The 22,994-nt window shown below is 53.9% G+C and carries 15 protein-coding genes and 1 pseudogene; 5 read left to right on the forward strand and 11 right to left on the reverse strand.

What is annotated here, in order from left to right; all coding sequences use genetic code 11:
* Positions 1 to 10: 10 nt before the first annotated feature.
* Positions 11 to 2,716, reverse strand: coding sequence for an HTH-type transcriptional regulator MalT (malT, locus tag ACHHZ7_RS14900; RefSeq protein WP_032945235.1), 2,706 nt, complete (start codon positions 2,714 to 2,716; stop codon positions 11 to 13).
* 617 nt (positions 2,717 to 3,333) lie between these two features.
* On the opposite strand from malT, the gene malP reads away from it, so the two are divergent.
* Entirely contained in the window at positions 3,334 to 5,727 is a 2,394-nt protein-coding gene (gene malP / locus ACHHZ7_RS14905; protein ID WP_060682879.1) for a maltodextrin phosphorylase, read from the forward strand.
* A 9-nt stretch (positions 5,728 to 5,736) separates the two neighbouring features.
* Positions 5,737 to 7,824: a 4-alpha-glucanotransferase gene (gene malQ / locus ACHHZ7_RS14910; RefSeq protein ID WP_060682878.1), complete on the forward strand. Its 2,088-nt coding sequence runs from the start codon at positions 5,737 to 5,739 to the stop codon at positions 7,822 to 7,824.
* Positions 7,825 to 7,911: 87 nt separating this feature from the next.
* Here the strand turns inward: malQ and gntT are convergent, their stop codons facing one another.
* From gntT to gntX, 3 genes are all read right to left on the reverse strand, one after another.
* Positions 7,912 to 9,228, reverse strand: a complete 1,317-nt coding sequence (gene gntT, locus ACHHZ7_RS14915; protein WP_395149128.1) for a gluconate transporter — start codon at positions 9,226 to 9,228, stop codon at positions 7,912 to 7,914.
* A gap of 379 nt (positions 9,229 to 9,607) precedes the next feature.
* Positions 9,608 to 10,183, reverse strand: coding sequence for a Fe-S biogenesis protein NfuA (gene nfuA / locus ACHHZ7_RS14920; protein WP_003023509.1), 576 nt, complete (start codon positions 10,181 to 10,183; stop codon positions 9,608 to 9,610).
* 58 nt (positions 10,184 to 10,241) lie between these two features.
* On the reverse strand, positions 10,242 to 10,925 hold the full coding sequence (gene gntX / locus ACHHZ7_RS14925) for a DNA utilization protein GntX (protein ID WP_048215398.1): 684 nt from the start codon (positions 10,923 to 10,925) through the stop codon (positions 10,242 to 10,244).
* 37 nt (positions 10,926 to 10,962) lie between these two features.
* On the opposite strand from gntX, the gene bioH reads away from it, so the two are divergent.
* Complete coding sequence (gene bioH / locus ACHHZ7_RS14930) at positions 10,963 to 11,733, forward strand: pimeloyl-ACP methyl ester esterase BioH (protein WP_057067158.1); 771 nt, start codon at positions 10,963 to 10,965, stop codon at positions 11,731 to 11,733.
* A gap of 44 nt (positions 11,734 to 11,777) precedes the next feature.
* Here bioH and ACHHZ7_RS14935 read toward each other — a convergent pair.
* The 6 genes and pseudogenes from ACHHZ7_RS14935 to greB all read right to left on the reverse strand — a co-directional run.
* Positions 11,778 to 12,281, reverse strand: a pseudogene (locus ACHHZ7_RS14935) (Rpn family recombination-promoting nuclease/putative transposase); the annotation flags it as partial.
* 233 nt (positions 12,282 to 12,514) lie between these two features.
* Complete coding sequence (gene feoC / locus ACHHZ7_RS14940; protein WP_003023516.1) at positions 12,515 to 12,751, reverse strand: [Fe-S]-dependent transcriptional repressor FeoC; 237 nt, start codon at positions 12,749 to 12,751, stop codon at positions 12,515 to 12,517.
* A gap of 11 nt (positions 12,752 to 12,762) precedes the next feature.
* The gene (gene feoB / locus ACHHZ7_RS14945; protein ID WP_003827652.1) at positions 12,763 to 15,081 is read right to left on the reverse strand and encodes a Fe(2+) transporter permease subunit FeoB; all 2,319 of its coding nucleotides are present in this window, start codon (positions 15,079 to 15,081) and stop codon (positions 12,763 to 12,765) included.
* Positions 15,082 to 15,099: 18 nt separating this feature from the next.
* A complete protein-coding gene (gene feoA / locus ACHHZ7_RS14950) occupies positions 15,100 to 15,327 on the reverse strand; it encodes a ferrous iron transporter A (protein WP_003023519.1) in 228 nt (75 codons plus the stop codon).
* A 432-nt stretch (positions 15,328 to 15,759) separates the two neighbouring features.
* On the reverse strand, positions 15,760 to 18,093 hold the full coding sequence (locus tag ACHHZ7_RS14955; protein WP_060682877.1) for a Tex family protein: 2,334 nt from the start codon (positions 18,091 to 18,093) through the stop codon (positions 15,760 to 15,762).
* 98 nt (positions 18,094 to 18,191) lie between these two features.
* Positions 18,192 to 18,665, reverse strand: a complete 474-nt coding sequence (gene greB / locus ACHHZ7_RS14960; RefSeq protein WP_003023524.1) for a transcription elongation factor GreB — start codon at positions 18,663 to 18,665, stop codon at positions 18,192 to 18,194.
* Between the two features lie 225 nt (positions 18,666 to 18,890).
* On the opposite strand from greB, the gene ompR reads away from it, so the two are divergent.
* On the forward strand, positions 18,891 to 19,610 hold the full coding sequence (gene ompR / locus ACHHZ7_RS14965) for a two-component system response regulator OmpR (RefSeq protein WP_001157751.1): 720 nt from the start codon (positions 18,891 to 18,893) through the stop codon (positions 19,608 to 19,610).
* On the forward strand, positions 19,607 to 20,959 hold the full coding sequence (gene envZ, locus ACHHZ7_RS14970; RefSeq protein WP_003827658.1) for a two-component system sensor histidine kinase EnvZ: 1,353 nt from the start codon (positions 19,607 to 19,609) through the stop codon (positions 20,957 to 20,959). Before ompR ends, envZ begins: the two co-directional genes overlap by 4 nt.
* A gap of 74 nt (positions 20,960 to 21,033) precedes the next feature.
* On the opposite strand, the gene pckA is transcribed toward envZ, so the two are convergent.
* Positions 21,034 to 22,656: a phosphoenolpyruvate carboxykinase (ATP) gene (gene pckA, locus ACHHZ7_RS14975; RefSeq protein WP_003023529.1), complete on the reverse strand. Its 1,623-nt coding sequence runs from the start codon at positions 22,654 to 22,656 to the stop codon at positions 21,034 to 21,036.
* Between the last annotated feature and the right edge of the window lie 338 nt (positions 22,657 to 22,994).

Consider the following 22,994-nt stretch of genomic DNA (forward strand, 5'->3'; position numbering starts at 1 on the left):
CAGGCATTAACTAAACGCCGTACCCCATCATCTTCAGCAGCTTCTGCGCATGTTGCACCGCATCCTGGCGATGTGCGACGCCGAGCTTTTGGTACAAATTGCGGATGTGCGTCTTGATGGTCGTTGCCGCGACGGCCAGCTCACCGGCGATCTGCTCGTTGCTGTAGCCTGAATAAATCAGTCCCAGAACCTGCCATTCGCGCTGGGTCAGCGGGCTGGTGCGGATAAGCTCCGGCACTTCCGGGTGAGTAAGCAGACGCTCAACGAATCCTTCATCGAAGTGGGCGAATTTATGGCGGTGGTGCTGGTTAATCTCACGCAAAATGCGCTGGGCGCGGTGCTGATCGAGTTCCGGTAAGGTATTGAGCTGAATCAGCTGACGCAGTTGTTGCGCCATGGCCTCGCCTTCGATAACAAAGTGGCTGATAAACCCGGTACGGTTCGCCAGCTGTAGGGCGTCGAGTAACACACGCTGGGCGTCATTTTTGCGCCCTGCCTGCCAGTAGAGCTGATTAAGCAGCAACAGGTTGCGGTTCAAATCGCTCATCAGGCGCAGGTTGCGCGCATTTTCATTCAACTCTTCCAGCACAATCTCAGCCGGTTCAAACTCGCCGAGCAGGATTTGTGCACGAGCGATGTTGCGCCACTGGCTTTGCAGGAAGTGGTTATTGGCGAATTCTGGTTTCGGCGTGTGGCGCAGCCAGTTGGCGGCCGAGTTTTTGTCGCCCACCATTTGCCAGTAAATCACCCGCACCTTATCGGCGTTGGAGATCCAGTCGCTGTGATAGTGACCGTTACCCAGCAGGTTTTCCAGGCGGTTGAGCAGGCTGCGAGCGTTATCGAGATCGCCCCGTGCCAGTGAACACTGAACCAGCAACGCCAGACACTGTAGCTGTTGCTGCGGCTGGAAGGTGGAAAGCAGTTCAATACCGCTACGGGCAGAGGCTTCTGATTCGTCCAGACGCGCCCATGCCCACAGTAGCTGCGCGCGAATACGTACCAGGAATTCGTGCATCGGCAGCTGTTCCAGGTGCTGTTCTTTGATCAGCTGGAACGCTTTTTCCTGAGTTTCCCAGGCGGCCTGTAAAAAGCCCTGGGCAAACAAAATTTCGCTTTGCTGGATAAGACTCCACAGTGCGTAATGCCAGACGTCATGATGGCGGGCCATTTGCTCGGTTTGCTGCATCAACGCCAGAGAGCGCGTGAGATCGCCCTTACAGTGCAGGACTTCGCCGTGCACCGAGGTGGCGACGATACGGCTATAGAACCAGGCGATGGGTAACTCATCCAGCGCCAGTTTCGCCAGACGCTCGGCTTCGTCAGGGTTGCCGTCGTTAATCGCTACCTGCGCCCGCAGGGCGTTGAATTCGGCGTGCAGTGTCGGCTCCATGTCGCCTTTCATTTCCTGTTCTGCGCGCGCCAGCAAGGTGTTAACCTCTCCGTAGCGGTGCTGGCTTTGCATCAGCCAGGCTTGCAACAGAACCAGACGCGGATTTTCCAGTAGGCTTTCCCACGGCAGGGCTTTCAGCGACTCTTCCAGTAACGTCAGCTCGCTATGGTTAAACAGTCCCCACGCATGATTAAGCAGGATATCGCGTAGCATATGGGCGTCGCCGGCCGCCAGCGCGTGGTGGATAGCTTCGCTGGGGAAGCCTTGCGCCATCCAGCTTTCAGCTGCGGCGCGGTGTATTTCGGGCAGTTCGTTCGCCAGCTCCCATTGGCAGCGCTGGCGTAAAAAGCTGCCAAACAGCGGGTGATAGCTGAACCACTCGCCAACGTCATCCATTCGCTGCAGGAATAACCCCTGGCGCTCAATTTCTTCCAGCCGCATCTGGCCGTTTTCTTCCCCGGTAACGCGGACGATTAGCGCATCGTTCATGGAACGCAGAATGGCGCTTTTCAGCAGGAAGTGACGGGTGCCGAGGTCAACGCTGTCCAGCACTTCATCAACCAGGTAATCAGATAAATGGCTGGCGTTGATCCCGGCGAGGCGACGTGCCGACTGGTGAGCAGAGTTATTGTTCTGGCGGGCGGAAAGGGCGATCAGTTGTAACGCTGTGGCCCAGCCAGCAACGTCATCACACATCCGGCTGCTTTCAGCCGCTTCAATGGGGGAGGACAAACGTCGGTCGAAAAATTGTTTGGCTTCCTGATGGTTAAAGGCTAACTGTTGGCTGCCTATCTCCAGCAGTTGATCGCGTACCCGCAGGTTGGCAATACCCAACTGCGGCAGGTTGCGCGACAGCACGACCAGCGTGAGGTTCTCAGGCTGATGACGCAGGAAGAAACGCATCGCTTCGTGAATGGCCGGATTAGAGATCAGATGATAATCATCTACTACCAGGTAGAGCGGGCGGTGCCACTCGGCCAGTTCGATAAATAGCTGGGCAAACAGTGACGTCAGGCTGGCATACTGACGTTTTTGCACCATCGCTTCACTGGTGGTGCAGTGTCCACCTGTTGCCTGTTGGATAGCGGCGATCAGATAACTGGCAAAGCGCTCTTGCTGATTATCGCCCTCATCCAGAGAATACCAGCCTAAATCATTTTTCCCTGCCGCCCATTGTGAAACCAGCGTCGTTTTTCCATAACCAGCAGGACTTGTTATCAGGGCAAGCCTGAAATTGTTCGCGCCGGAAAGTTTAGCCAACAGGCGCTCACGAACCACCGTATGGTCGAGTCGAACCGGACGACTTAATTTAGACGGAATCAACATAAGTTAGTCACTTCACTGTGTGAAAATAGGGAAGAATGATTTTTTTGCGCTTCGTAATTAATAGATATAAGGTCGGCCAGATTGGTGTTTTATGCAAGCTAAGCGGACTTTTTGTGTGTCTGATTTTGCACTATGTCACAAATCTATACATCTATTGCAATAAATGCTTTAAAGAGTCGCAACAGGCGTGGCGACTGGATCCGTTGTAATTTTGACTGTGTCGAAAAATCCCTCTCTTTTTATATGGTTACTCAAATAGCTAATGAATATCACCGAATTTTGTGGCCGACTTAAAAGTTTTATGTGAACTATCTTATCCGGCACAGATATTTCAGGTTAGAAACTATTTCCCTATTTACACATTGTTTCTCATCGTCATATCGCTATTTGATATTGTCGATTAATCCTTTGTTACTAATGCGTCATCCGAAGAGCGTTATGCGGGGGTTTCGCGAATTTACGGGCAATTACCTCCCCTTTAAGTGGTGACGATCACACTTTTATGCTCATCCCCGCTCCTCCTCCCTCCCTAATCCGTGCCAGGATGAGGAATGTCAACAACGAGCCAGGCAAACTAGCGATAACGTTGTTTTATTACCTAAGGATCTGGAACCCCTATGTCACAGCCTACTTTCAACAAAGATCAATTTCAGGCTGCCCTGACGCGTCAGTGGCAGCGCTTCGGTTTACTGTCGGCTCAAGAAATGACGTCGCGCCAGTGGTGGCAGGCAGTGAGTGGGGCGTTGGCTGAGTTACTCAGCGCCCAGCCTGCGGCGAAACCGGCAAAAAATCAGCGTCACGTTAACTACATCTCGATGGAGTTTTTGATTGGTCGCCTGACCGGCAACAATTTACTCAACCTCGGCTGGTATCAGGCGGTGAGCGATGAGCTGAAAGCGCATGACGTCAACCTGACTGATCTGCTGGAAGAAGAGATCGATCCGGCGTTGGGTAACGGTGGATTGGGACGCCTGGCGGCCTGCTTCCTTGATTCGATGGCGACAGTCGGCCAGTCGGCGACGGGCTACGGTCTCAACTACCAGTACGGCCTGTTCCGTCAGTCATTTGCCGATGGCCAACAGATGGAAGCCCCGGATGACTGGCATCGTGGCAGCTACCCGTGGTTCCGTCACAACGAGGCGCTGGATGTGCAGGTTGGGATTGGCGGCAAGGTCACCAAAGAAGGGCACTGGGAGCCAGGGTTTACTATCACCGGCCAGGCCTGGGATCTGCCGGTTCTTGGTTACCGTAACGGCGTAGCGCAACCGCTGCGTCTGTGGCAGGCCAGCCATGCGCACCCGTTTAACCTGACCAAATTTAATGACGGCGATTTCCTGCGCGCAGAGCAGCAGGGCATCGACGCTGAAAAACTGACGAAAGTGCTGTACCCGAACGATAACCACACCGCGGGTAAAAAGCTGCGCCTGATGCAGCAGTACTTCCAGTGCGCCTGCTCCGTAGCCGACATTCTGCGCCGCCATCATCTGGCAGGGCGTAAGCTGCACGAACTGGCTGATTACGAAGTCATTCAACTTAACGATACTCACCCTACTATCGCGATCCCTGAACTGCTGCGCGTGCTGATTGATGAGCACCAGATGAGCTGGGACGATGCGTGGGCGATTACCAGCAAGACCTTCGCTTACACCAACCACACCCTGATGCCGGAAGCGTTAGAGTGCTGGGATGAGAAACTGGTGAAAGCACTCCTGCCGCGCCACATGCAAATCATCAAAGAAATTAACGACCGCTTTAAGACGTTGGTTGATAAAACCTGGCCGGGTGATGCTGAAGTATGGGCGAAGCTGGCAGTGGTGCACAATAAACAGGTGCGTATGGCCAACATGTGCGTGGTCAGCGGTTTTGCGGTCAACGGCGTGGCGGCGCTGCACTCCGATCTGGTGGTGAAAGATCTGTTCCCGGAATATCACCAGCTCTGGCCGAACAAATTCCATAACGTCACTAACGGGATTACTCCGCGTCGCTGGATTAAGCAATGCAACCCGGCGCTTGCCGCACTGCTGGATAAATCGCTGAAAAAAGAGTGGGCTAACGATCTCGATCAGCTGATCAATCTGGAAAAATACGCGGACGATGCGAAGTTCCGTCAGCAGTATCGTGACATCAAGCTGGCGAACAAAGAGCGTCTGGTGAAGTTTATTAAAGCGCGCACCGGTATTGAAATAACGACTAACGCTATCTTTGATATTCAGATTAAACGTCTTCATGAGTACAAGCGCCAGCACCTCAATCTGCTGCATATTCTGGCGTTGTACAAAGAAATTCGTGAGAACCCGCAGGCCGATCGCGTGCCGCGTGTATTCCTGTTTGGCGCAAAAGCCGCGCCGGGTTACTACCTGGCGAAAAATATCATCTTCGCCATCAACAAGGTTGCACAAACCATCAATAACGACCCGACAGTCGGCGACAAGCTGAAGGTCGTATTCCTGCCGGATTATTGTGTCTCGGCGGCGGAAATGCTGATCCCGGCGGCGGATATCTCTGAGCAGATTTCAACCGCAGGGAAAGAGGCTTCCGGCACCGGTAACATGAAGCTGGCGCTGAACGGTGCGTTAACCGTAGGTACGCTGGATGGCGCAAACGTCGAAATCGCCGAGAAGGTGGGTGACGAGAATATCTTTATCTTTGGTCATACCGTGGAAGAGGTGAAGGCGCTCAAAGCCAAAGGCTACGACCCGGTGAAATGGCGTAAAAAAGACAAAGTGCTGGATGCTGTCCTGAAAGAGCTGGAAAGCGGGAAATACAGCGATGGCGACAAGCATGCCTTTGACCAGATGCTGCACAGTATCGGCAAGCAGGGCGGCGATCCGTATCTGGTGATGGCGGACTTCGCGGCCTACGTTGAAGCTCAGAAGCAGGTTGACGTGTTGTATCGTGACCAGGACGCCTGGACCCGGGCGGCGATTCTGAATACCGCGCGTTGCGGCATGTTCAGCTCGGATCGCTCCATCCGCGATTATCAGGCTCGTATCTGGCAGGCGAAACGTTAAGGAATCGCGATGGAAAGCAAACGTCTGGATAATGCCGCGCTGGCGGCGGGGATCAGCCCCAATTACATTAATGCCCACGGTAAACCGCAGTCTATTGGCGCCGAAACCAAACGGCGTTTGCTTGACGCCATGCATCGCACCACCGCTGCCACTCAGGTGGCGGTAACCCCGGTGCCGAATGTCATGGTCTATACCGCTGGCAAGAAAATGCCGCTGGCGGTTGAGGGAAATGGAGAGTTTAACTGGCTGCTGACCACCGAAGAGGGCGTGCAGCACAAAGGGCATGCCGTCGGTGGTAAATCTTTTAACCTTCCGGCGAAGCTGCCGGAGGGGTATCACACGTTGACCCTGACCCAGGGCGAGCTGCGTTCCCATTGTCGTATCATCGTGGCACCAAAGCGCTGCTATGAACCGCAGGCGTTGTTAGCCGGGCAGAAGCTGTGGGGCGCATGTGTTCAGCTCTACACCCTGCGATCGGAAAAGAACTGGGGGATTGGCGATTTCGGCGATCTCCGCACCATGCTGGTGGATGTGGCGCAACGCGGCGGCGCGTTTATCGGGCTTAACCCGATTCACGCGCTGTATCCGGCGAATCCGGAGAGTGCCAGCCCGTACAGCCCGTCGTCACGTCGCTGGTTGAACGTTATTTATGTTGATGTAAACGCCGTAGATGATTTCCGTCTGAGTAAAGAGGCGCAGGCGTGGTGGAAGAAACCCGCGACTCAGCAAGCTCTGCAACGCGCCCGCGATGCCGAGTGGGTTGATTATTCTGCTGTTACCGCATTGAAGATGACGGCGCTACGTATGGCGTGGAAAAGCTTCTCTGCGCGTGATGATGAGCAGATGGCGGCATTTCGCCAGTTTGTGGCTCAGGAAGGGGATAGCCTCTACTGGCAGGCGGCCTTTGATGCGCTGCATGCGCATCAGGTGAAAGAGGACGCATTGCGCTGGGGCTGGCCGGTGTGGCCAGAAGTTTTCCAGTCAGTGGACTCGCCAGAGGTAAAACGCTTCTGCGAAGAACATCGTGATGACGTAGATTTCTACCTGTGGTTGCAGTGGCTGGCGTATACCCAGTTTGCTGACTGCTGGAAAATCAGCCAGGGATTTGCAATGCCAATAGGGCTGTATCGCGACCTGGCCGTTGGCGTGGCCGAAGGCGGGGCGGAAACCTGGTGCGACCGCGAGTTGTATTGCCTGAAAGCTTCAGTTGGCGCACCGCCGGATATTCTCGGTCCGCTTGGGCAAAACTGGGGACTGCCGCCGATGGATCCGCACATCATCACGGCACGCGCTTACGAGCCGTTTATCGAACTGCTGCGCGCCAATATGCAGAACTGCGGCGCGTTGCGTATCGACCATGTTATGTCGATGCTGCGTCTGTGGTGGATCCCTTACGGTGAAACAGCCGATCACGGTGCCTACGTGCATTATCCGGTCGATGATTTGCTTTCAATTCTGGCGCTGGAGAGTAAACGTCACCACTGCATGGTGATTGGTGAAGATCTGGGTACCGTGCCGGTGGAGATCGTCAGCAAGCTGCGTGACAGCGGCGTCTACTCCTACAAAGTGCTTTATTTTGAGAATGACCATGAGAAAAACTTCCGTGCGCCGAAAGCGTACCCGGAACAATCAATGGCAGTCGCGGCGACGCATGACCTTCCTACGCTTAAAGGTTATTGGGATAGCGGCGATCTGACGCTAGGTAAAGCACTGGGCCTGTATCCGGATGAAGTCGTGCTGCGCGGGTTGTATCAGGACCGGGAACTGGCGAAACAGGGGCTGCTGGACGCGCTGCACAAATACGGCTGCCTGCCAAAACGTGCCGGTCACAAGGCGTCCCTGATGTCGATGACGCCGATTCTGAATCGCGGCATGCAACGCTACATCGCTGACAGCAACAGTGCGCTGCTGGGCCTGCAACCGGAAGACTGGCTGGATATGGCTGAGCCGGTCAACATTCCGGGGACCAGCGACCAGTACAAAAACTGGCGGCGTAAGCTCACCGCCACGCTGGAACAGATGTTCGCCGATGAAGGCGTGAATAAGCTGATTAAGGATTTGGATAAGCGGCGAAAAGCGGCCGCGAAGAAGAAGTAAAAAAGCCGGGGATTTCCCCGGCTTTTTTATGGTGATGGCTCGTAGCACGTAGGCCTGATAAGCGTAGCGCCATCAGGCTCAGTTTTATCAGACCACCATACCCAGCAGCAGACACCCTACCAGACCGCAGACGGAGATAATGGTTTCCAACATTGACCATGACTTGATGGTTTCACCGATGGTCAGGTTGAAGTACTCCTTGAACAGCCAGAACCCAGGATCGTTCACGTGGGAGAAGATGACGGAACCGGAACCAACCGCAATAACCATCAGCTCAGGGCTTACGCCGGTCGTTGCAATCAGCGGTGCCACAATCCCACCTGCAGTAATCGCTGCAACGGTTGCGGAACCCAGTGCGATACGCAGTACTGCAGCGATAGACCATGCCATCAGCAGCGGAGAAACGTTAGAGCCGTGCATCATTGAAGCGATGTATTTGTCCACCCCGCTATCAACCAGAACCTGTTTGAAGGCACCGCCACCACCGATGATCAACAGCATCATCGCGATGATTTTGATTGAGGACACCAGCGTGTCGTTAATCTGATCCATCGAACGTCCGCGGTTCAGACCAAAAGTGAACATCGCAATCAGCACTGCAATCAGCGTTGCCATGACCGGGTCACCGAGGAATTCTGCAACCGTCAGGAAAGCATGACCTTTCGGCAGAGTCATCTCCGCCACGGCGCGCATTGCCATCAGGATAACCGGGACCAGAGAGGTCCAGACGCTGACGCCAAAGCCTGGCATCTCTTCTTCAGTGAAGGTTTTTGCGCTGTACAGACCTTCCGGGATTGGCTTATCGATGCCTTTCAGGAAACGCGCGTATACCGGACCGGCGAGAATAACGGTCGGGATTGCCAGAATCGTACCAAACAGCAGAGTTTTACCCATGTCTGCGTGGAAAATGGTGGCAATAGCGGTTGGACCCGGGTGCGGCGGCAGGAAGCCGTGAGTAACGGACAGCGCAGCCGCCATCGGCACACCAACGTACAGCAGCGGGATGTTAGCAGCGGCAGCAATGGTGAATACCAGCGGCAGCATCAGCACGAAGCCGACTTCGTAGAACAGGGCAAAACCGACGGTGAATCCGGTTAATACCACTGCCCACTGAATGTGTTTTTTGCCGAATTTAGCAATCAGCGTGGTTGCGATGCGCTGTGCGCCGCCGCAGTCCGCCAGCATTTTGCCCAGCATGGCGCCAAAACCCATAATCAGGGCGAGGCTGCCAAGGGTTCCGCCGACGCCGGCTTTAATCGAACCGATGACTTTATCCAGTGGCATCCCTTGCATCAATCCGACAGCAAGCGCCACCAGGACGAGAGCGATGAAGCCGTTCATTTTGAAACGGATCATCAGGAGGAGTAACAAGATTACACCGATAGCAACGATGACTAATGGCATGATTTACCTGGCCTTTACTTTGTTATGGGTAACGTCAGTGTTTAGATGACAAATTCCGATTGTCCCGACCGGGAACAGAGTATTCTCAGCACCAATGCTGGTTGCCTTCAAAACTAATCAGTTTAACTGGCTATTATGTGTGTATTAGGTGCTGATACGAATGATACGGGTAACATGCTACGCTTGAAAATCACCTGGACAGGCAAAATTTAAAATATGAGAGGCTGGTCAAATTATGCGGGGGATTGTTGCAGGATAAATGCGAAGAAATGTTGGGGTGTAAGCCGGAGACCGCGATTACGCTACCACCCAGCATTAATGCCCGATAGCGACGCGGGTGCGTCTTATCGGGCCTACGGATACTCTACAGGTTCGGGCGTTAGTAGTAAGAGTGCTCGCCGCGCTGGTGTTCGGTTAAATCGCGAACGCCTTTCAGTTCAGGGAATTCAGCCAGCAGCTGTTTCTCGATACCTTCTTTCAGCGTTACATCTACCATTGAACAGCCGTTACAGCCGCCGCCAAACTGCAGAATGGCGTAGCCTTCATCGGTGATTTCCATCAGAGAGACACGACCACCGTGGCCAGCCAGCTGTGGGTTGATCTGCGATTGCAGCATGTACTCCACGCGTTCCATCAGCGGCGCATCATCGGCAACTTTACGCATTTTGGCGTTTGGTGCTTTCAGGGTCAGCTGGGAGCCTAACTGGTCGGTAACGAAATCGATTTCTGCATCTTCCAGATACGGTGCGCTCAGTTCATCAACATATGCGGTCAGCAGGTCAAATTTAATGGCGGTGTCGGTTGCTTCCACGGCGTCCGGCGGACAATAAGAAACGCCGCATTCAGCGTTAGGCGTGCCGGGATTAATCACAAATACGCGGATTTGTGTCCCTTCTTCCTGATTTGCCAGCAGTTTGGCAAAGTGCGCTTGTGCAGCATCGGAAATATGGATCATAGTAATGGCCTAATAGTTGACTATTTTACTTGGTTATAATACGCCCATCATCGAGGCTCTACAAGGTTCGACACAGGCACCATACCTGGACAGTCGCCGCGCCGTTGCGTAAAAGCAGCTGCGCGATTTCCGCGACGGTACTTCCGGTAGTGACGACATCATCCACAATAACCATATGGAGTCCCTGCACCGGCAATTCAAGGCGAAAGGCATTTTTCAGGTTACGTTTACGTAATCGGGCGCTGAGATGGTGCTGTGTGGCGGTTGCCCGAACCCGCGAGATGGTCCGGCTGTCCCAGTCGCAACCCAGCCAGCGTGCCAGCGGACGGCACAGTAAATCGCTCTGATTAAACCCCCTGCGCCAGTGTCGGCGTTGCCAGAGCGGGACGCTGACCAGCCTGTCCGGTAGAGGAAGGCCGCTGGCGCGCCGGGCCTGTAGTACCTCCAGCAACAGCAAACGTGAAAGTGCTGAGGCGGTTTCGCTGCGTCGTGAAAACTTGAGCTGGTGGATAAGCCCGCTCAACGGCGGAACATAGTCGCTGACGGTAACCAGCCGCTGCCACGGCGGCGGTTTTTGCAGGCAGCGCCCACAGGGAATGACGGTATGAGCGGCAGGGAGTCCACATTGAGGGCACAGGCTGGCGTGTTGACGCGTTGCCCGCGTACAGACTGAGCAGATCCCCCAATGCCCTAACGTCAGGGGCATTCGGCATAGCCAGCACAATCCCGGTACTGTTAGCATAGATGCATCCTTTCAGGCTAAAAGAGAACAATAACTGATGAATGACATCTGGTGGCAGACCCAGGGTTCGGGAAATTACCATCTTGTGCTGCTGCACGGATGGGGACTGAATGCGCAAGTGTGGCATTGCATAAGCGAGGAACTGAGTTCGCATTTTACGCTGCATCTTGTCGACTTACCGGGATTTGGTCGTAGCCAGGGTTTCGGTGCAATGTCACTGGAAGAGATGGCTGAGCGGGTATTGAAACAGGCACCGGAGAAAGCTATCTGGCTCGGCTGGAGTCTGGGCGGGCTGGTCGCGAGTCAGGTGGCGTTAACGCATCCTGAGCGTGTTCAGGCGCTGGTGACCGTCGCGTCTTCCCCTTGCTTTAGCGCGCGGGATGAGTGGCCGGGAATCAAGCCAGAGGTGCTGGCAGGCTTCCAGCAGCAGCTGAGCGAAGATTTCCAGCGTACGGTGGAGCGTTTTCTGGCATTGCAAACGATGGGCACAGAAACTGCGCGTCAGGATGCGCGAGCGCTGAAGAAAACGGTACTGGCTTTACCCATGCCGGACGTCGAGGTGCTCAATGGTGGACTTGAGATCCTGAAAACGGTCGATCTGCGAGAACCGCTGTGCGCGGTGGAAATGCCTTTCCTGCGGTTGTACGGCTATCTTGACGGGCTGGTGCCGCGCAAAGTCGTCCCGATGCTGGATGCCCTGTGGCCGCAGAGCGAGTCTTTGGTGTTTGCCAAAGCGGCGCATGCGCCGTTTATCTCGCATCCCGCCGAATTCTGTGCAGCGCTTGTGGCGTTAAAACAGAAACTATAAATTTGATGTGTTGCCCGGTGGTGCCATGCTCGCCGGGCCTGAGATTAATGGCTGCGCGTAGCCAGATCCTCAGCGGTCAGGCCAGTAATTCTGAAGATGGTTAGTGGGTCTATACCATCAGCCTGCATAGTTGATGCAATACGTAATGCTTCCTCTCGTTTGCCTTGTTGCAGACCCGTTTGTAACCCTTCTTGCAACCCTTTCCTATGGCCTTCCTGAAGACCATTTAGGTGCCCTTCCTGTCGTAATCTTTCGGCGATAGTCATCAACTTGTCCTTATGTTGGGGTAAACGTTCGGCGACTTCATGAAGAAACTCGCCAAAATGTGTGGTGTTACCGGCCTGCATTAAATAATTAAACAAGGCTTTCAACTGGTTGTCATTAGCGTGTCCTTTAACAAGCAGGATGGCCAGTTTTTCTACCAGCCCCATCAAATCGCGTTTACGAATATGCTTTTGGATGAGCTCCAACAGCGCCATCCGGCGATGCTGCATAATCTCGTCATCGGGCACAACAGTGATATCGATCAGTGGAAACGCGGTGCTATACCTGAGAAAAAAGATGACGAGACTCTACTTCCCAGGTTACCAGTAATCATCCACGAATTAATAACGATGCGTGGCTGGCTGGAGGATAGATCTTTTTTGCTGAAATAATGAAATCTGTGTGGAATCCATTACGCAAAAAAGCCGGATATCAGCGTAAACGCGTTATCCGGCCTGGACGTTAGCATCATTTGTAGGCCGGATAAGCGTAGCGCCATCCGGCAAAGAGCATCTGATTAGCGTAAAGCCCACCACTCGCGCAGGCAGGCTTTACCTTCCGGGCAACTTTTGCAGCTTCCGGAAAGACACCCGTCGGCATCTTCCTGAATCCGCACCGCTTTGCCCATCTTTTCTAACTGATTCAGCATGGCGTCAATCATGGGCTGCGGGGTATGCAGTGTGTGGCTAATTTGTGTAGCCTCCATGCGCCCCCGCAAAGCCAGTAAATCACGAACCTGAATAAGCGATGCCATTGTCGATAACCTTAGTGGCAATCGCCAGTCGTGCTGGAACAGCAGGAACTCGCCGTCCTGTTGGTTGCCAGCAGTGCGAGGTCCACGCGGCTGCGAGCTCGGCGCAGCAGGCCCAGCAACACGATGTTAAACAGGATGACCGCTAAAATGCACACCAGGCTGTAGGTCGGATGCTCTTTGTAGCTGACCGTCTGATAAAACAGCGTCGACAGAGAGTAGGCGATATTCAGGCCCCACAGAATCGAGAAGCTCATCCAGCCACGGCTGGATTCACGTGCGATAGCGCCCATCACTGAAATGCACGGTACATACAGCAGAACAAAGATCAGATAGCTGTACGCGGCGGCGGCGCTGCCAAATTTCTCGCCCATCACGCCCATTGCACCGGTAGCCATTTCACCGTCGCCTTTGCTGGCTTCGATAGGGTTAGCCAGCACGCTCAGGCTGAAAGTGTCTTTCAGGCTTTGCCAGGTTTCATCTACCGCGCCGAGCAGCTCGTCACCGAGGTGGAAATCTGCCGGGTTGAACTCTTCTTCCTGAATGTTTTCTGCGGTATAGAGCGTGTTCAGCGTACCGACAACCACTTCTTTCGCCATCGCGCCGGTGAACAGACCTACGGTTGCCTGCCAGTTATCTTCGTGAACACCAATCGGTTTGAAGACAGGGGTAATGACGCGGCTAACGGAAGCCAGAGCAGAGTCGTTGATGTTGTCGACGATTTTCCCGCTCAGTGAGAAGCTGTTAAACGCGCTGAGGAAAATGCTGACGATGATGATGACTTTACCTGCACGCAGAACGAAGCCTTTCAGACGTTGCCAGGTTTGAATGATCAGACTCTTAATGTGCGGCACGTGATATACCGGCAGCTCCATCACGAACGGCGTTGCTTCGCCACGCATGATGGTGTGTTTGAGCATCAGGCCGGTCAACACCGCCATGACGATACCCAGTACGTACAGCGAGAAGACCGCCAGCGCGCCGTTCTGACCAAAGAACGCGGCGGCAAAGACGGCGAAAATCGCCAGACGTGCACCACAGGACATAAACGGCGCCATCATGATGGTCATCAGACGCTCACGCGGGGCATCCAGCGTACGTGCGCCCATCACTGACGGTACGTTACAGCCAAAGCCGACGATCAGCGGGACGAACGATTTGCCCGGAAGTCCCAGCGCCTGCATCAGACGGTCCATCACAAATGCGGCGCGCGCCATGTAGCCGGAGTCTTCAAGGAAGGAGAGGAACAGATACATCATGCCGATTTGCGGTACCAGCGGCAGCACGGTGTTAATCCCGCCGCCAAGGCCCTGGGCCAGGAAGATGGTCAGCCAGTCCGGGAAATGCAGCGTATAGCCAATCCACTGAATACCATGGATAAAGAGTGCCACGGAGCCAACATCAAACAACGGCTGCAGCGCGCCGCCAATGTTGATGGCAAGCAGGAACATCAGGTACATCACGAACAGGAAAATCGGCAGACCGAGGAAGCGGTTGAGGATAATTTTATCTACCGCGGTGGTGAAACGGCTCGGCTCTGCCGTCAGGGTATTACTGACGGTATCGCAGATAGCAGCAATGCACTGGTAACGTGCATCGGCAATATGCAGCGCCGGGTCGTCCATTGTCTCACTCAGGCGAGCAACAGCGGCATCAAGGTTTTGTGCTGCATCACCGGCGTAAGCACGGCTGTAGATATCGCCTTCGAGCATCTGCAGGCCTAGCCAGCGGCGCTGTTTAAGCGGCATATCTTTGGCCATTGCGTCGGCGAGGGAATCAGCTTCTTGCAGCAGCGGCTGGGCATAATGGACCAGCTCAACGGTGTCGTTTTCTTTGTAGCGATCGATCGCCAGCTTCAGTGCTTCAATGCCGCGGGCGCGGGTGGAAACCAGTGGAACCACCGGACAGCCAAGACGAGCGGAGAGGGCGTCGATATCGATACGGATTTGCTGTTTCTCAGCAATATCCAGCATGTTCAGTGCGACGATACAGGGAATACCCAGCTCAAGCAGTTGCAACGTCAGGTAGAGGTTGCGTTCAAGGTTTGAAGCATCGACCACGTTGATCAAGAGATCCGCGTCGCCGCTTAAAATATAGTGACAGGCAATCTGCTCATCGAGAGAGGTTTGGGATGAGATTGTCGTCAGAGAATAGGTGCCGGGTAAATCGACCAGCGTGACCTGATGGTCCGTCGTGGCGAAATGGCCTTCTTTACGCTCAACGGTAACGCCAGCCCAGTTGCCTACACGCTGGCGCGCGCCGGTGAGCTGGTTGAATAAGGTTGTCTTGCCGGAATTAGGATTACCAATTAAACCAATGGTTAGTTTTTTCATTTTTATAGACTCACTGTATTAACAGGAAACCGCTTCCACTTCTAATAACGCCAGATCCTTCTTACGCAATACCAGACTTACGCGACGCGTTTCGATATGGATAGGATCGCCGAGCGGGGCGACGCGTACCACGTTGAAGGATGAGCCGGGTAGCATGCCAAGTGACAACAGTTTCTGACGATAAGCCGGGCTGATTTCACGGGCAAAACCGGTAATTTTCCACGCACTGTCAGGAGTGAATTGCATAGGGACCTACTTATATCTCGCTAACTGGATGATTACCTCATGGGGCGACAGGGCGGCATGAGACCAGATGATTAGCCAACGTAAGGAAAGAGTAAATAATCAACAAATCAATGATAATGAGAATGGTTTCTATCATCAATAGAATAAATGTGACGGAATGTACAATTGGATAATAATTTGAGCCAATTTTGATATTCCTCAATATTTATTCTGGTTGGAAACGAGTGATTCGCGGAAGTAATTATTGGGGATCTTAATGTTTAATTAAAGTTTCATCTGTTAATGAAGTGATAAATATATTGTGGTGCAAAGCGGGACATAGATTAAATATGCCGGATGACGACGCTCATGCGTCTTATCCGGCCTGCAAATTAATGGCGATAACCTGGCCGGACAGGGCGTTTACACCACCATCCGGCACAGGGTTTAAACTTAGCGTTTTTTACCCATCGCCGCCGCCAGCGCATCCATCATGGCGCTGTTGCCCGCAGGCTGTGCGTCACGGCCACGTGGTTTCGCGGCTTTTGGCGTCGGACGATTACCCTGAGTGCGATCGTTATTCCCGCCGCCGCGACGCGCATTGGTTTCACCCGGCTGCTCGTCCAGACGCATGGTCAGCGCGATACGCTTACGCTGCAGGTCCACTTCCAGCACTTTCACCTTCACAATGTCGCCTGCTTTCACCACGGTGTGCGGATCTTCGACGAACTTATTCGACAGCGAAGAGATATGCACCAGACCATCCTGATGAACGCCGATATCAACAAATGCGCCGAAGTTGGTGACGTTGGTGACTGCCCCTTCCAGAATCATTCCCGGCAGCAGATCGTTCATGGTTTCTACGCCATCGGCAAACTGCGCGGTTTTAAATTCAGGACGCGGATCGCGGCCCGGTTTTTCCAGCTCTTTGATGATGTCGGTGACGGTCGGCACCCCGAAGCGTTCGTCGGTAAAATCAGCGGCTTTCAGATTACGTAGTTCGCTGCTGTTACCCATCAGGTCACGCAACGATTGCTCGGTGGCGGCCAGAATGCGTTCCACAACCGGATAAGCTTCCGGGTGAACGGTTGAGGCATCCAGCGGGTTATCGCCGTGGTTGATACGCAGGAAGCCCGCGCACTGTTCAAAGGCTTTAGGCCCAAGACGGCTGACTTTTAACAGTTGCTGACGGTTCTGGAATTGACCGTTCTCATCGCGCCAGGCAACGATATTCTGCGCCATCATGCGCGTCAGACCAGCAACACGGGTCAGCAGCGGTACGGAGGCGGTATTCAGATCGACGCCGACGGCGTTCACGCAGTCTTCCACCACCGCATCCAGCTTACGCGCCAACTGAGTCTGGCTTACGTCGTGCTGATACTGGCCCACGCCGATAGATTTCGGATCGATTTTCACCAGCTCAGCCAGCGGATCCTGCAGACGACGGGCGATAGAAACCGCACCGCGTAGCGAAACGTCGAGGTCCGGGAACTCCAACGCCGCCAGCTCGGATGCGGAGTAAACCGACGCGCCGGCTTCACTGACGATCACTTTCTGCGCGGTCACTTGCGGGAACTGCTTTTGCACGTCGAGGAAGAAACGCTCGGTTTCGCGCGACGCCGTACCGTTACCAATCGCCACCAGTTCAACGTTGTGTTTTTCACAAAGCGCCGCAACGGCAACGGCGGCTTTGGCGGCCTGACCGGTATGCGGATAAATGGTGTCGGTCGCGACCAGCTTGCCGGTACCGTCAACCACTGCCACTTTTACACCGGTACGCAGACCTGGATCGAGGCCCATGGTGGCGCGCAGCCCGGCCGGAGCGGCCATCAGCAGGTCATGCAGGTTACGGGCAAAGACGTTAATCGCTTCATCTTCCGCACGTTCGCGCACGGTACCCATCAGCTCCGTTTCGAGGTGCATCAGCACTTTGATGCGCCAGGTCCAGCTAACCACGCCTTTACGCCAGCTGTCTGCTGGGGCGTTGTTCAGGCGTAGTCCCAGGTGATCCCGGATAATCTGCTCGCCGTGGCTCTCTTTTGGTGGCTCATCGAATTGCGGATCGGCATTTAGTGAAAGTTGCAACACGCCTTCGTTACGGCCACGGAACATGGCCAGCGCACGGTGGGATGGCACGGTAGAAATCGGTTCGTGGTGATCGAAGTAGTCGCGGAACTTAGCGCCTTCCTCTTCTTTACCGCTTACCACGGTGGCGACCAGGTGGGCGTTTTTCCACAGATAATCACGTACTTTCGCCAGCAGAGCAGCATCTTCAGCGAAGCGCTCCATTAGAATGTAGCGCGCGCCGTCGAGGGCGGCTTTGGTATCCGCCACGCCGTTTTCGGCGTTGAGATATTTTGCGGCTTCCGTTTCCGGGTCGTGAGACGGTTCGTTCCACAGCAGGTCTGCCAGCGGCTCCAGTCCGGCCTCAATGGCGATCTGCCCACGGGTGCGGCGCTTAGGTTTGTACGGCAGATAGAGGTCTTCGAGTTCGGTCTTACTTAACGTGCCGTTGATCGCTTTCGCCAGATCGTCGGTCAGTTTGCCTTGCTCGCCGATAGATTTCAGGATTGCCTGACGGCGGTCTTCCAGTTCACGCAGATATCCCAGACGGGTTTCCAGATTACGCAGTTGCGTATCGTCCAGACCGCCGGTGATTTCCTTACGATATCGTGCGATAAACGGCACGGTGTTCCCTTCGTCAAGCAGGCGAACGGCAGCTTCTACCTGTTCAGCACGAGCCTGAATTTCACCTGCGATAATGCGGCAGAAAGAATCATTCATCATGGATAGCTTCGTCTATAGGATAAAAAATCAGGGGATAGTTATACGGATTGACTGGCAAAAATGCCAGCCATCTGCCGGGGCTTCGGATTGTTCCGGTCTCACTTCACGTATTCAATCTCATTCACGTACCAGCTGGCTTCGCCGCCTGGGGTGTTTACTACTGCGAGATCGCCGACCTCTTTTTTCAATAGCGCCCGCGCCATTGGTGAGTCGATTGAGATGTAATCTTTACGACCGAAGATCTCATCGTAGCCAACAATACGGAATTTGCGGATGTCGCCATCGTCATTTTCAATCTCAACCCATGCGCCAAAGAAGACTTTGCCTTCCTGCTGTGGGGAGTAATCGACGATTTTTAGATTCTCCATGCACTTGGTCAAATAACGGACGCGGCGGTCGATCTCACGCAGGCGCTTTTTATTATACTGGTAGTCGGCATTTTCGCTGCGGTCACCCAGACTTGCAGCCCAGGTAACTTTTTTGGTGACTTCCGGGCGCTCTTCGCGCCAGAGATAATTCAGCTCTTGTTTAAGTTTTTCATACCCTTCACGGGTTATCAGGGGCGTTTTCATCTTATTGTTTTACCTTCGACTCTGTGATGATGCGCACAATTAGTATTACGTGAGCATATCAACAGAATAAATAATGTATTGCGAGAAACATTGTATACTTAAGCTGCTGTTTAATATGCTTTGTAACAATTTAGCCTGGAATTCATACCAGAATTCGCTGGTGACTCACGTTAGCTTTCTTAAGAATATACACTTAATTGTTGCGAACCTTTGGGAGTAATAACAATGCAAGAGAACTATAAGATTCTGGTGGTCGATGACGACATGCGCTTGCGTGCGCTTCTGGAGCGTTATCTGACCGAGCAGGGCTTCCAGGTTCGAAGCGTCGCAAACGCTGAGCAGATGGATCGTCTGCTGACCCGTGAGTCCTTTCACCTGATGGTGCTGGATTTAATGCTGCCGGGAGAAGATGGCCTGTCTATTTGCCGTCGCCTGCGCAGCCAGAGCAACCCGATGCCGATCATTATGGTCACAGCGAAGGGTGAAGAAGTTGACCGTATCGTAGGGCTGGAAATCGGCGCCGACGATTACATCCCGAAACCGTTTAACCCGCGTGAGCTGCTGGCACGTATTCGCGCAGTCCTGCGTCGTCAGGCGAATGAACTGCCGGGCGCACCTTCTCAGGAAGAAGCGGTTATCGCTTTTGGTAAGTTCAAGCTGAACCTCGGTACGCGTGAAATGTTCCGCGAAGATGAGCCGATGCCGCTCACCAGCGGGGAATTTGCGGTACTGAAAGCGCTGGTAAGCCACCCGCGCGAGCCGCTGTCGCGAGACAAGCTGATGAACCTCGCCCGTGGTCGTGAATATTCTGCGATGGAACGTTCTATCGACGTCCAGATCTCCCGTCTGCGCCGCATGGTGGAAGAAGATCCGGCTCATCCACGCTACATTCAGACCGTATGGGGTCTGGGCTATGTCTTTGTTCCGGACGGTTCTAAAGCATGAGGCGAATGCGCTTCTCACCACGAAGTTCGTTTGCCCGCACGTTATTGCTCATCGTCACCTTGCTGTTTGCCAGCCTGGTGACGACATACCTGGTAGTGCTGAACTTCGCGATTCTGCCGAGCCTCCAGCAGTTTAATAAGGTTCTGGCGTACGAAGTTCGTATGCTGATGACCGATAAACTGCAGCTGGAGGACGGTACGCAACTGGTGGTGCCGCCCGCATTCCGCCGGGAAATTTATCGTGAGCTGGGTATTTCTCTCTATTCCAACGAGGCCGCTGAAGAGGCCGGACTGCGTTGGGCGCAACACTATGAATTCTTAAGCCATCAGATGGCGCAGCAGCTGGGTGGCCCAACGGAAGTCCGCGTTGAGGTCAACAAAAGCTCGCCGGTCGTGTGGCTGAAAACCTGGCTGTCGCCCAATATCTGGGTACGCGTGCCGCTTACGGAAATTCATCAGGGCGATTTTTCACCACTGTTCCGCTATACGCTGGCGATTATGCTGCTGGCTATCGGTGGGGCGTGGCTGTTTATCCGTATCCAGAACCGGCCATTGGTGGATCTTGAACATGCGGCGCTGCAGGTGGGGAAAGGTATCATTCCGCCGCCGTTGCGTGAGTATGGCGCTTCAGAGGTGCGCTCCGTAACCCGAGCCTTTAACCATATGGCCGCGGGCGTGAAGCAGCTGGCCGATGACCGTACGCTGTTAATGGCGGGCGTGAGCCACGATTTACGTACCCCGCTGACGCGTATTCGTCTGGCGACGGAAATGATGGGCGAAGAGGACGGTTATCTTGCGGAGTCCATCAATAAGGACATCGAAGAGTGTAACGCCATCATCGAGCAGTTCATCGATTACCTGCGTACCGGTCAGGAGATGCCAATGGAGATGGCAGATCTGAACTCGGTGCTGGGTGAAGTGGTGGCGGCAGAAAGCGGCTACGAACGTGAAATCGAAACTGCGCTGCTGCCGGGCAGCATTCAGGTGAAGATGCACCCGCTGTCGATCAAGCGTGCGGTTGCCAATATGGTGGTTAATGCCGCCCGCTACGGCAACGGCTGGATTAAGGTCAGTAGCGGAATGGAGCAGCATCGCGCCTGGTTCCAGGTAGAAGATGATGGTCCGGGCATCAAGCCGGAGCAGCGTAAGCACCTGTTCCAGCCGTTTGTCCGCGGCGACAGCGCGCGCAGTACCAGCGGCACGGGCCTGGGTCTGGCGATTGTGCAGCGTATTATTGATAACCATAACGGTATGCTGGAGATTGGTACCAGTGAACGCGGTGGGTTGTCGATTCGTGCATGGCTTCCGGTTCCCTTCACTCGCGCGCCGGGCAACACGAAAGACGCATAACAAAGGGAGGCAAAATGCCTCCCTTTTTGTTGCTGTAGGCCGGATAAGGCGAAACCGCCATCCGGCACTTTTCGTTACAGCTTCGGTCCGGCGCTAACCAGCGCTTCACCTGCAGGGGTATCGGTATATTTCTCGAAGTTCTCGATAAACAGTTTCGCCAGTGCATTGGCTTTTTCCTGCCACTGCTCCGGAGATGCGTAGGTATTACGCGGATCGAGAATGCGAGTGTCCACACCCGGCAGCTCGGTCGGGATAGCCAGGTCAAACATCGGCAGACGGAACGTTTCCGCGTCATCCAGCGAACCGTTCAGGATGGCGTCGATAATCGCACGGGTATCTTTGATAGAGATACGCTTGCCGGTACCGTTCCAGCCTGTGTTAACCAGATACGCCTGTGCACCTGCCGCTTGCATACGTTTCACCAGCACTTCTGCGTACTGCGTTGGGTGCAGAGACAGGAATGCTGCACCGAAGCAGGCAGAGAAGGTTGGGGTCGGTTCGGTGACGCCGCGTTCGGTACCGGCCAGTTTGGCGGTGAAGCCAGACAGGAAGTGGTACTGCGTTTGGTCTGCCGTCAGGCGAGAAACCGGCGGCAGCACACCAAATGCGTCGGCAGTCAGGAAGATCACTTTGGTAGCATGACCCGCTTTTGACACCGGCTTAACGATATTATCGATGTGATAAATCGGGTAGGAAACGCGGGTGTTCTCAGTTTTTGAACCATCATCGAAATCGATGGAACCATCTTCGCGCACGGTGACGTTTTCCAGCAGCGCGTCACGACGGATCGCGTTGTAGATTTCCGGCTCGGCATCTTTAGACAGTTTGATGGTCTTCGCGTAGCAACCGCCTTCGAAGTTAAACACACCGTCGTCATCCCAGCCGTGTTCGTCATCGCCAATCAGGCGACGTTTCGGGTCGGTGGACAGCGTGGTTTTACCGGTGCCGGACAGGCCAAAGAAGACTGCCACATCGCCTTTTTCCCCAACGTTTGCTGAGCAGTGCATGGAGGCAATGCCTTTCAGCGGCAGCAGGTAGTTCATTACGGAGAACATACCTTTCTTCATTTCGCCGCCGTACCAGGTACCGCCAATCAACTGGATACGCTCAGTCAGGTTGAAAGCCACGAAGTTTTCTGAGTTCAGACCCTGCTCTTTCCACTGCGGGTTGGTGCATTTAGCGCCGTTCATCACGATGAAATCAGGTTTGAAATCAACCAGCTCTTCGTCGCTTGGGCGGATGAACATGTTTTTGACAAAATGCGCCTGCCAGGCAACTTCGGTAATGAAGCGCACGGAAAGACGGGTATCGGCGTTAGCGCCGCAGAAAGCATCAATGATAAACAGGCGCTTGCCGGAAAGTTGCTGGGTGACTAATCCTTTCAGATGCTGCCAGGTTTCCGGGGAGAGCGGTTTGTTGTCGTTCTTACCTTTACCTTTGTCGGACCACCACAGCGTGTCGCGCGTGGTGTCGTCACGGACAATGTACTTATCCTTTGGCGAACGTCCGGTAAAGATACCGGTATCAACGGCAACGGCGCCCAGATTCGTTAACACGCCACGTTCATAACCTTCCAGGTTTGGATCAAGTTCTTCCTGGAAAAGCGTGTCGTAGTCTGGATTGTAAACGATATCCTGAACGTCATTGATACCATAAGCCTTGAGATCTTGCGGGGTTAAACTGTTGTTCACACGCATTTCACTGCTCCTTAGCCAATATGTATTACCTGGAATAGTAAGGTTTTTTAGGGATTGTTAACCGCGACAAGGCTCATAGATTTACGCATCCGGGAAAATCACGGGCGACCGAATGCGCTGCGACTCCTGTCACAAAGAGGCAGATATTATGGCAGGAAACCCTTTTTTGTTGTGGAAAATGTTCTTAAAACGTTAATGGAGAGTGTTTTTGGCGGGAATCTTGTGAGTGTAATCGCATTCACGTAAGAAATGAATGTGGACCATACATAAACAATATCGATTCACTTCCCGTCGTTGTGGTCTGAAATCGCTCTATCAATGCTCAAAATTGTGAAGTT

Origin of the sequence: Citrobacter freundii complex sp. 2024EL-00216 (genome assembly GCF_043945515.1) — a bacterium.
Lineage (GTDB): Bacteria > Pseudomonadota > Gammaproteobacteria > Enterobacterales > Enterobacteriaceae > Citrobacter > Citrobacter portucalensis.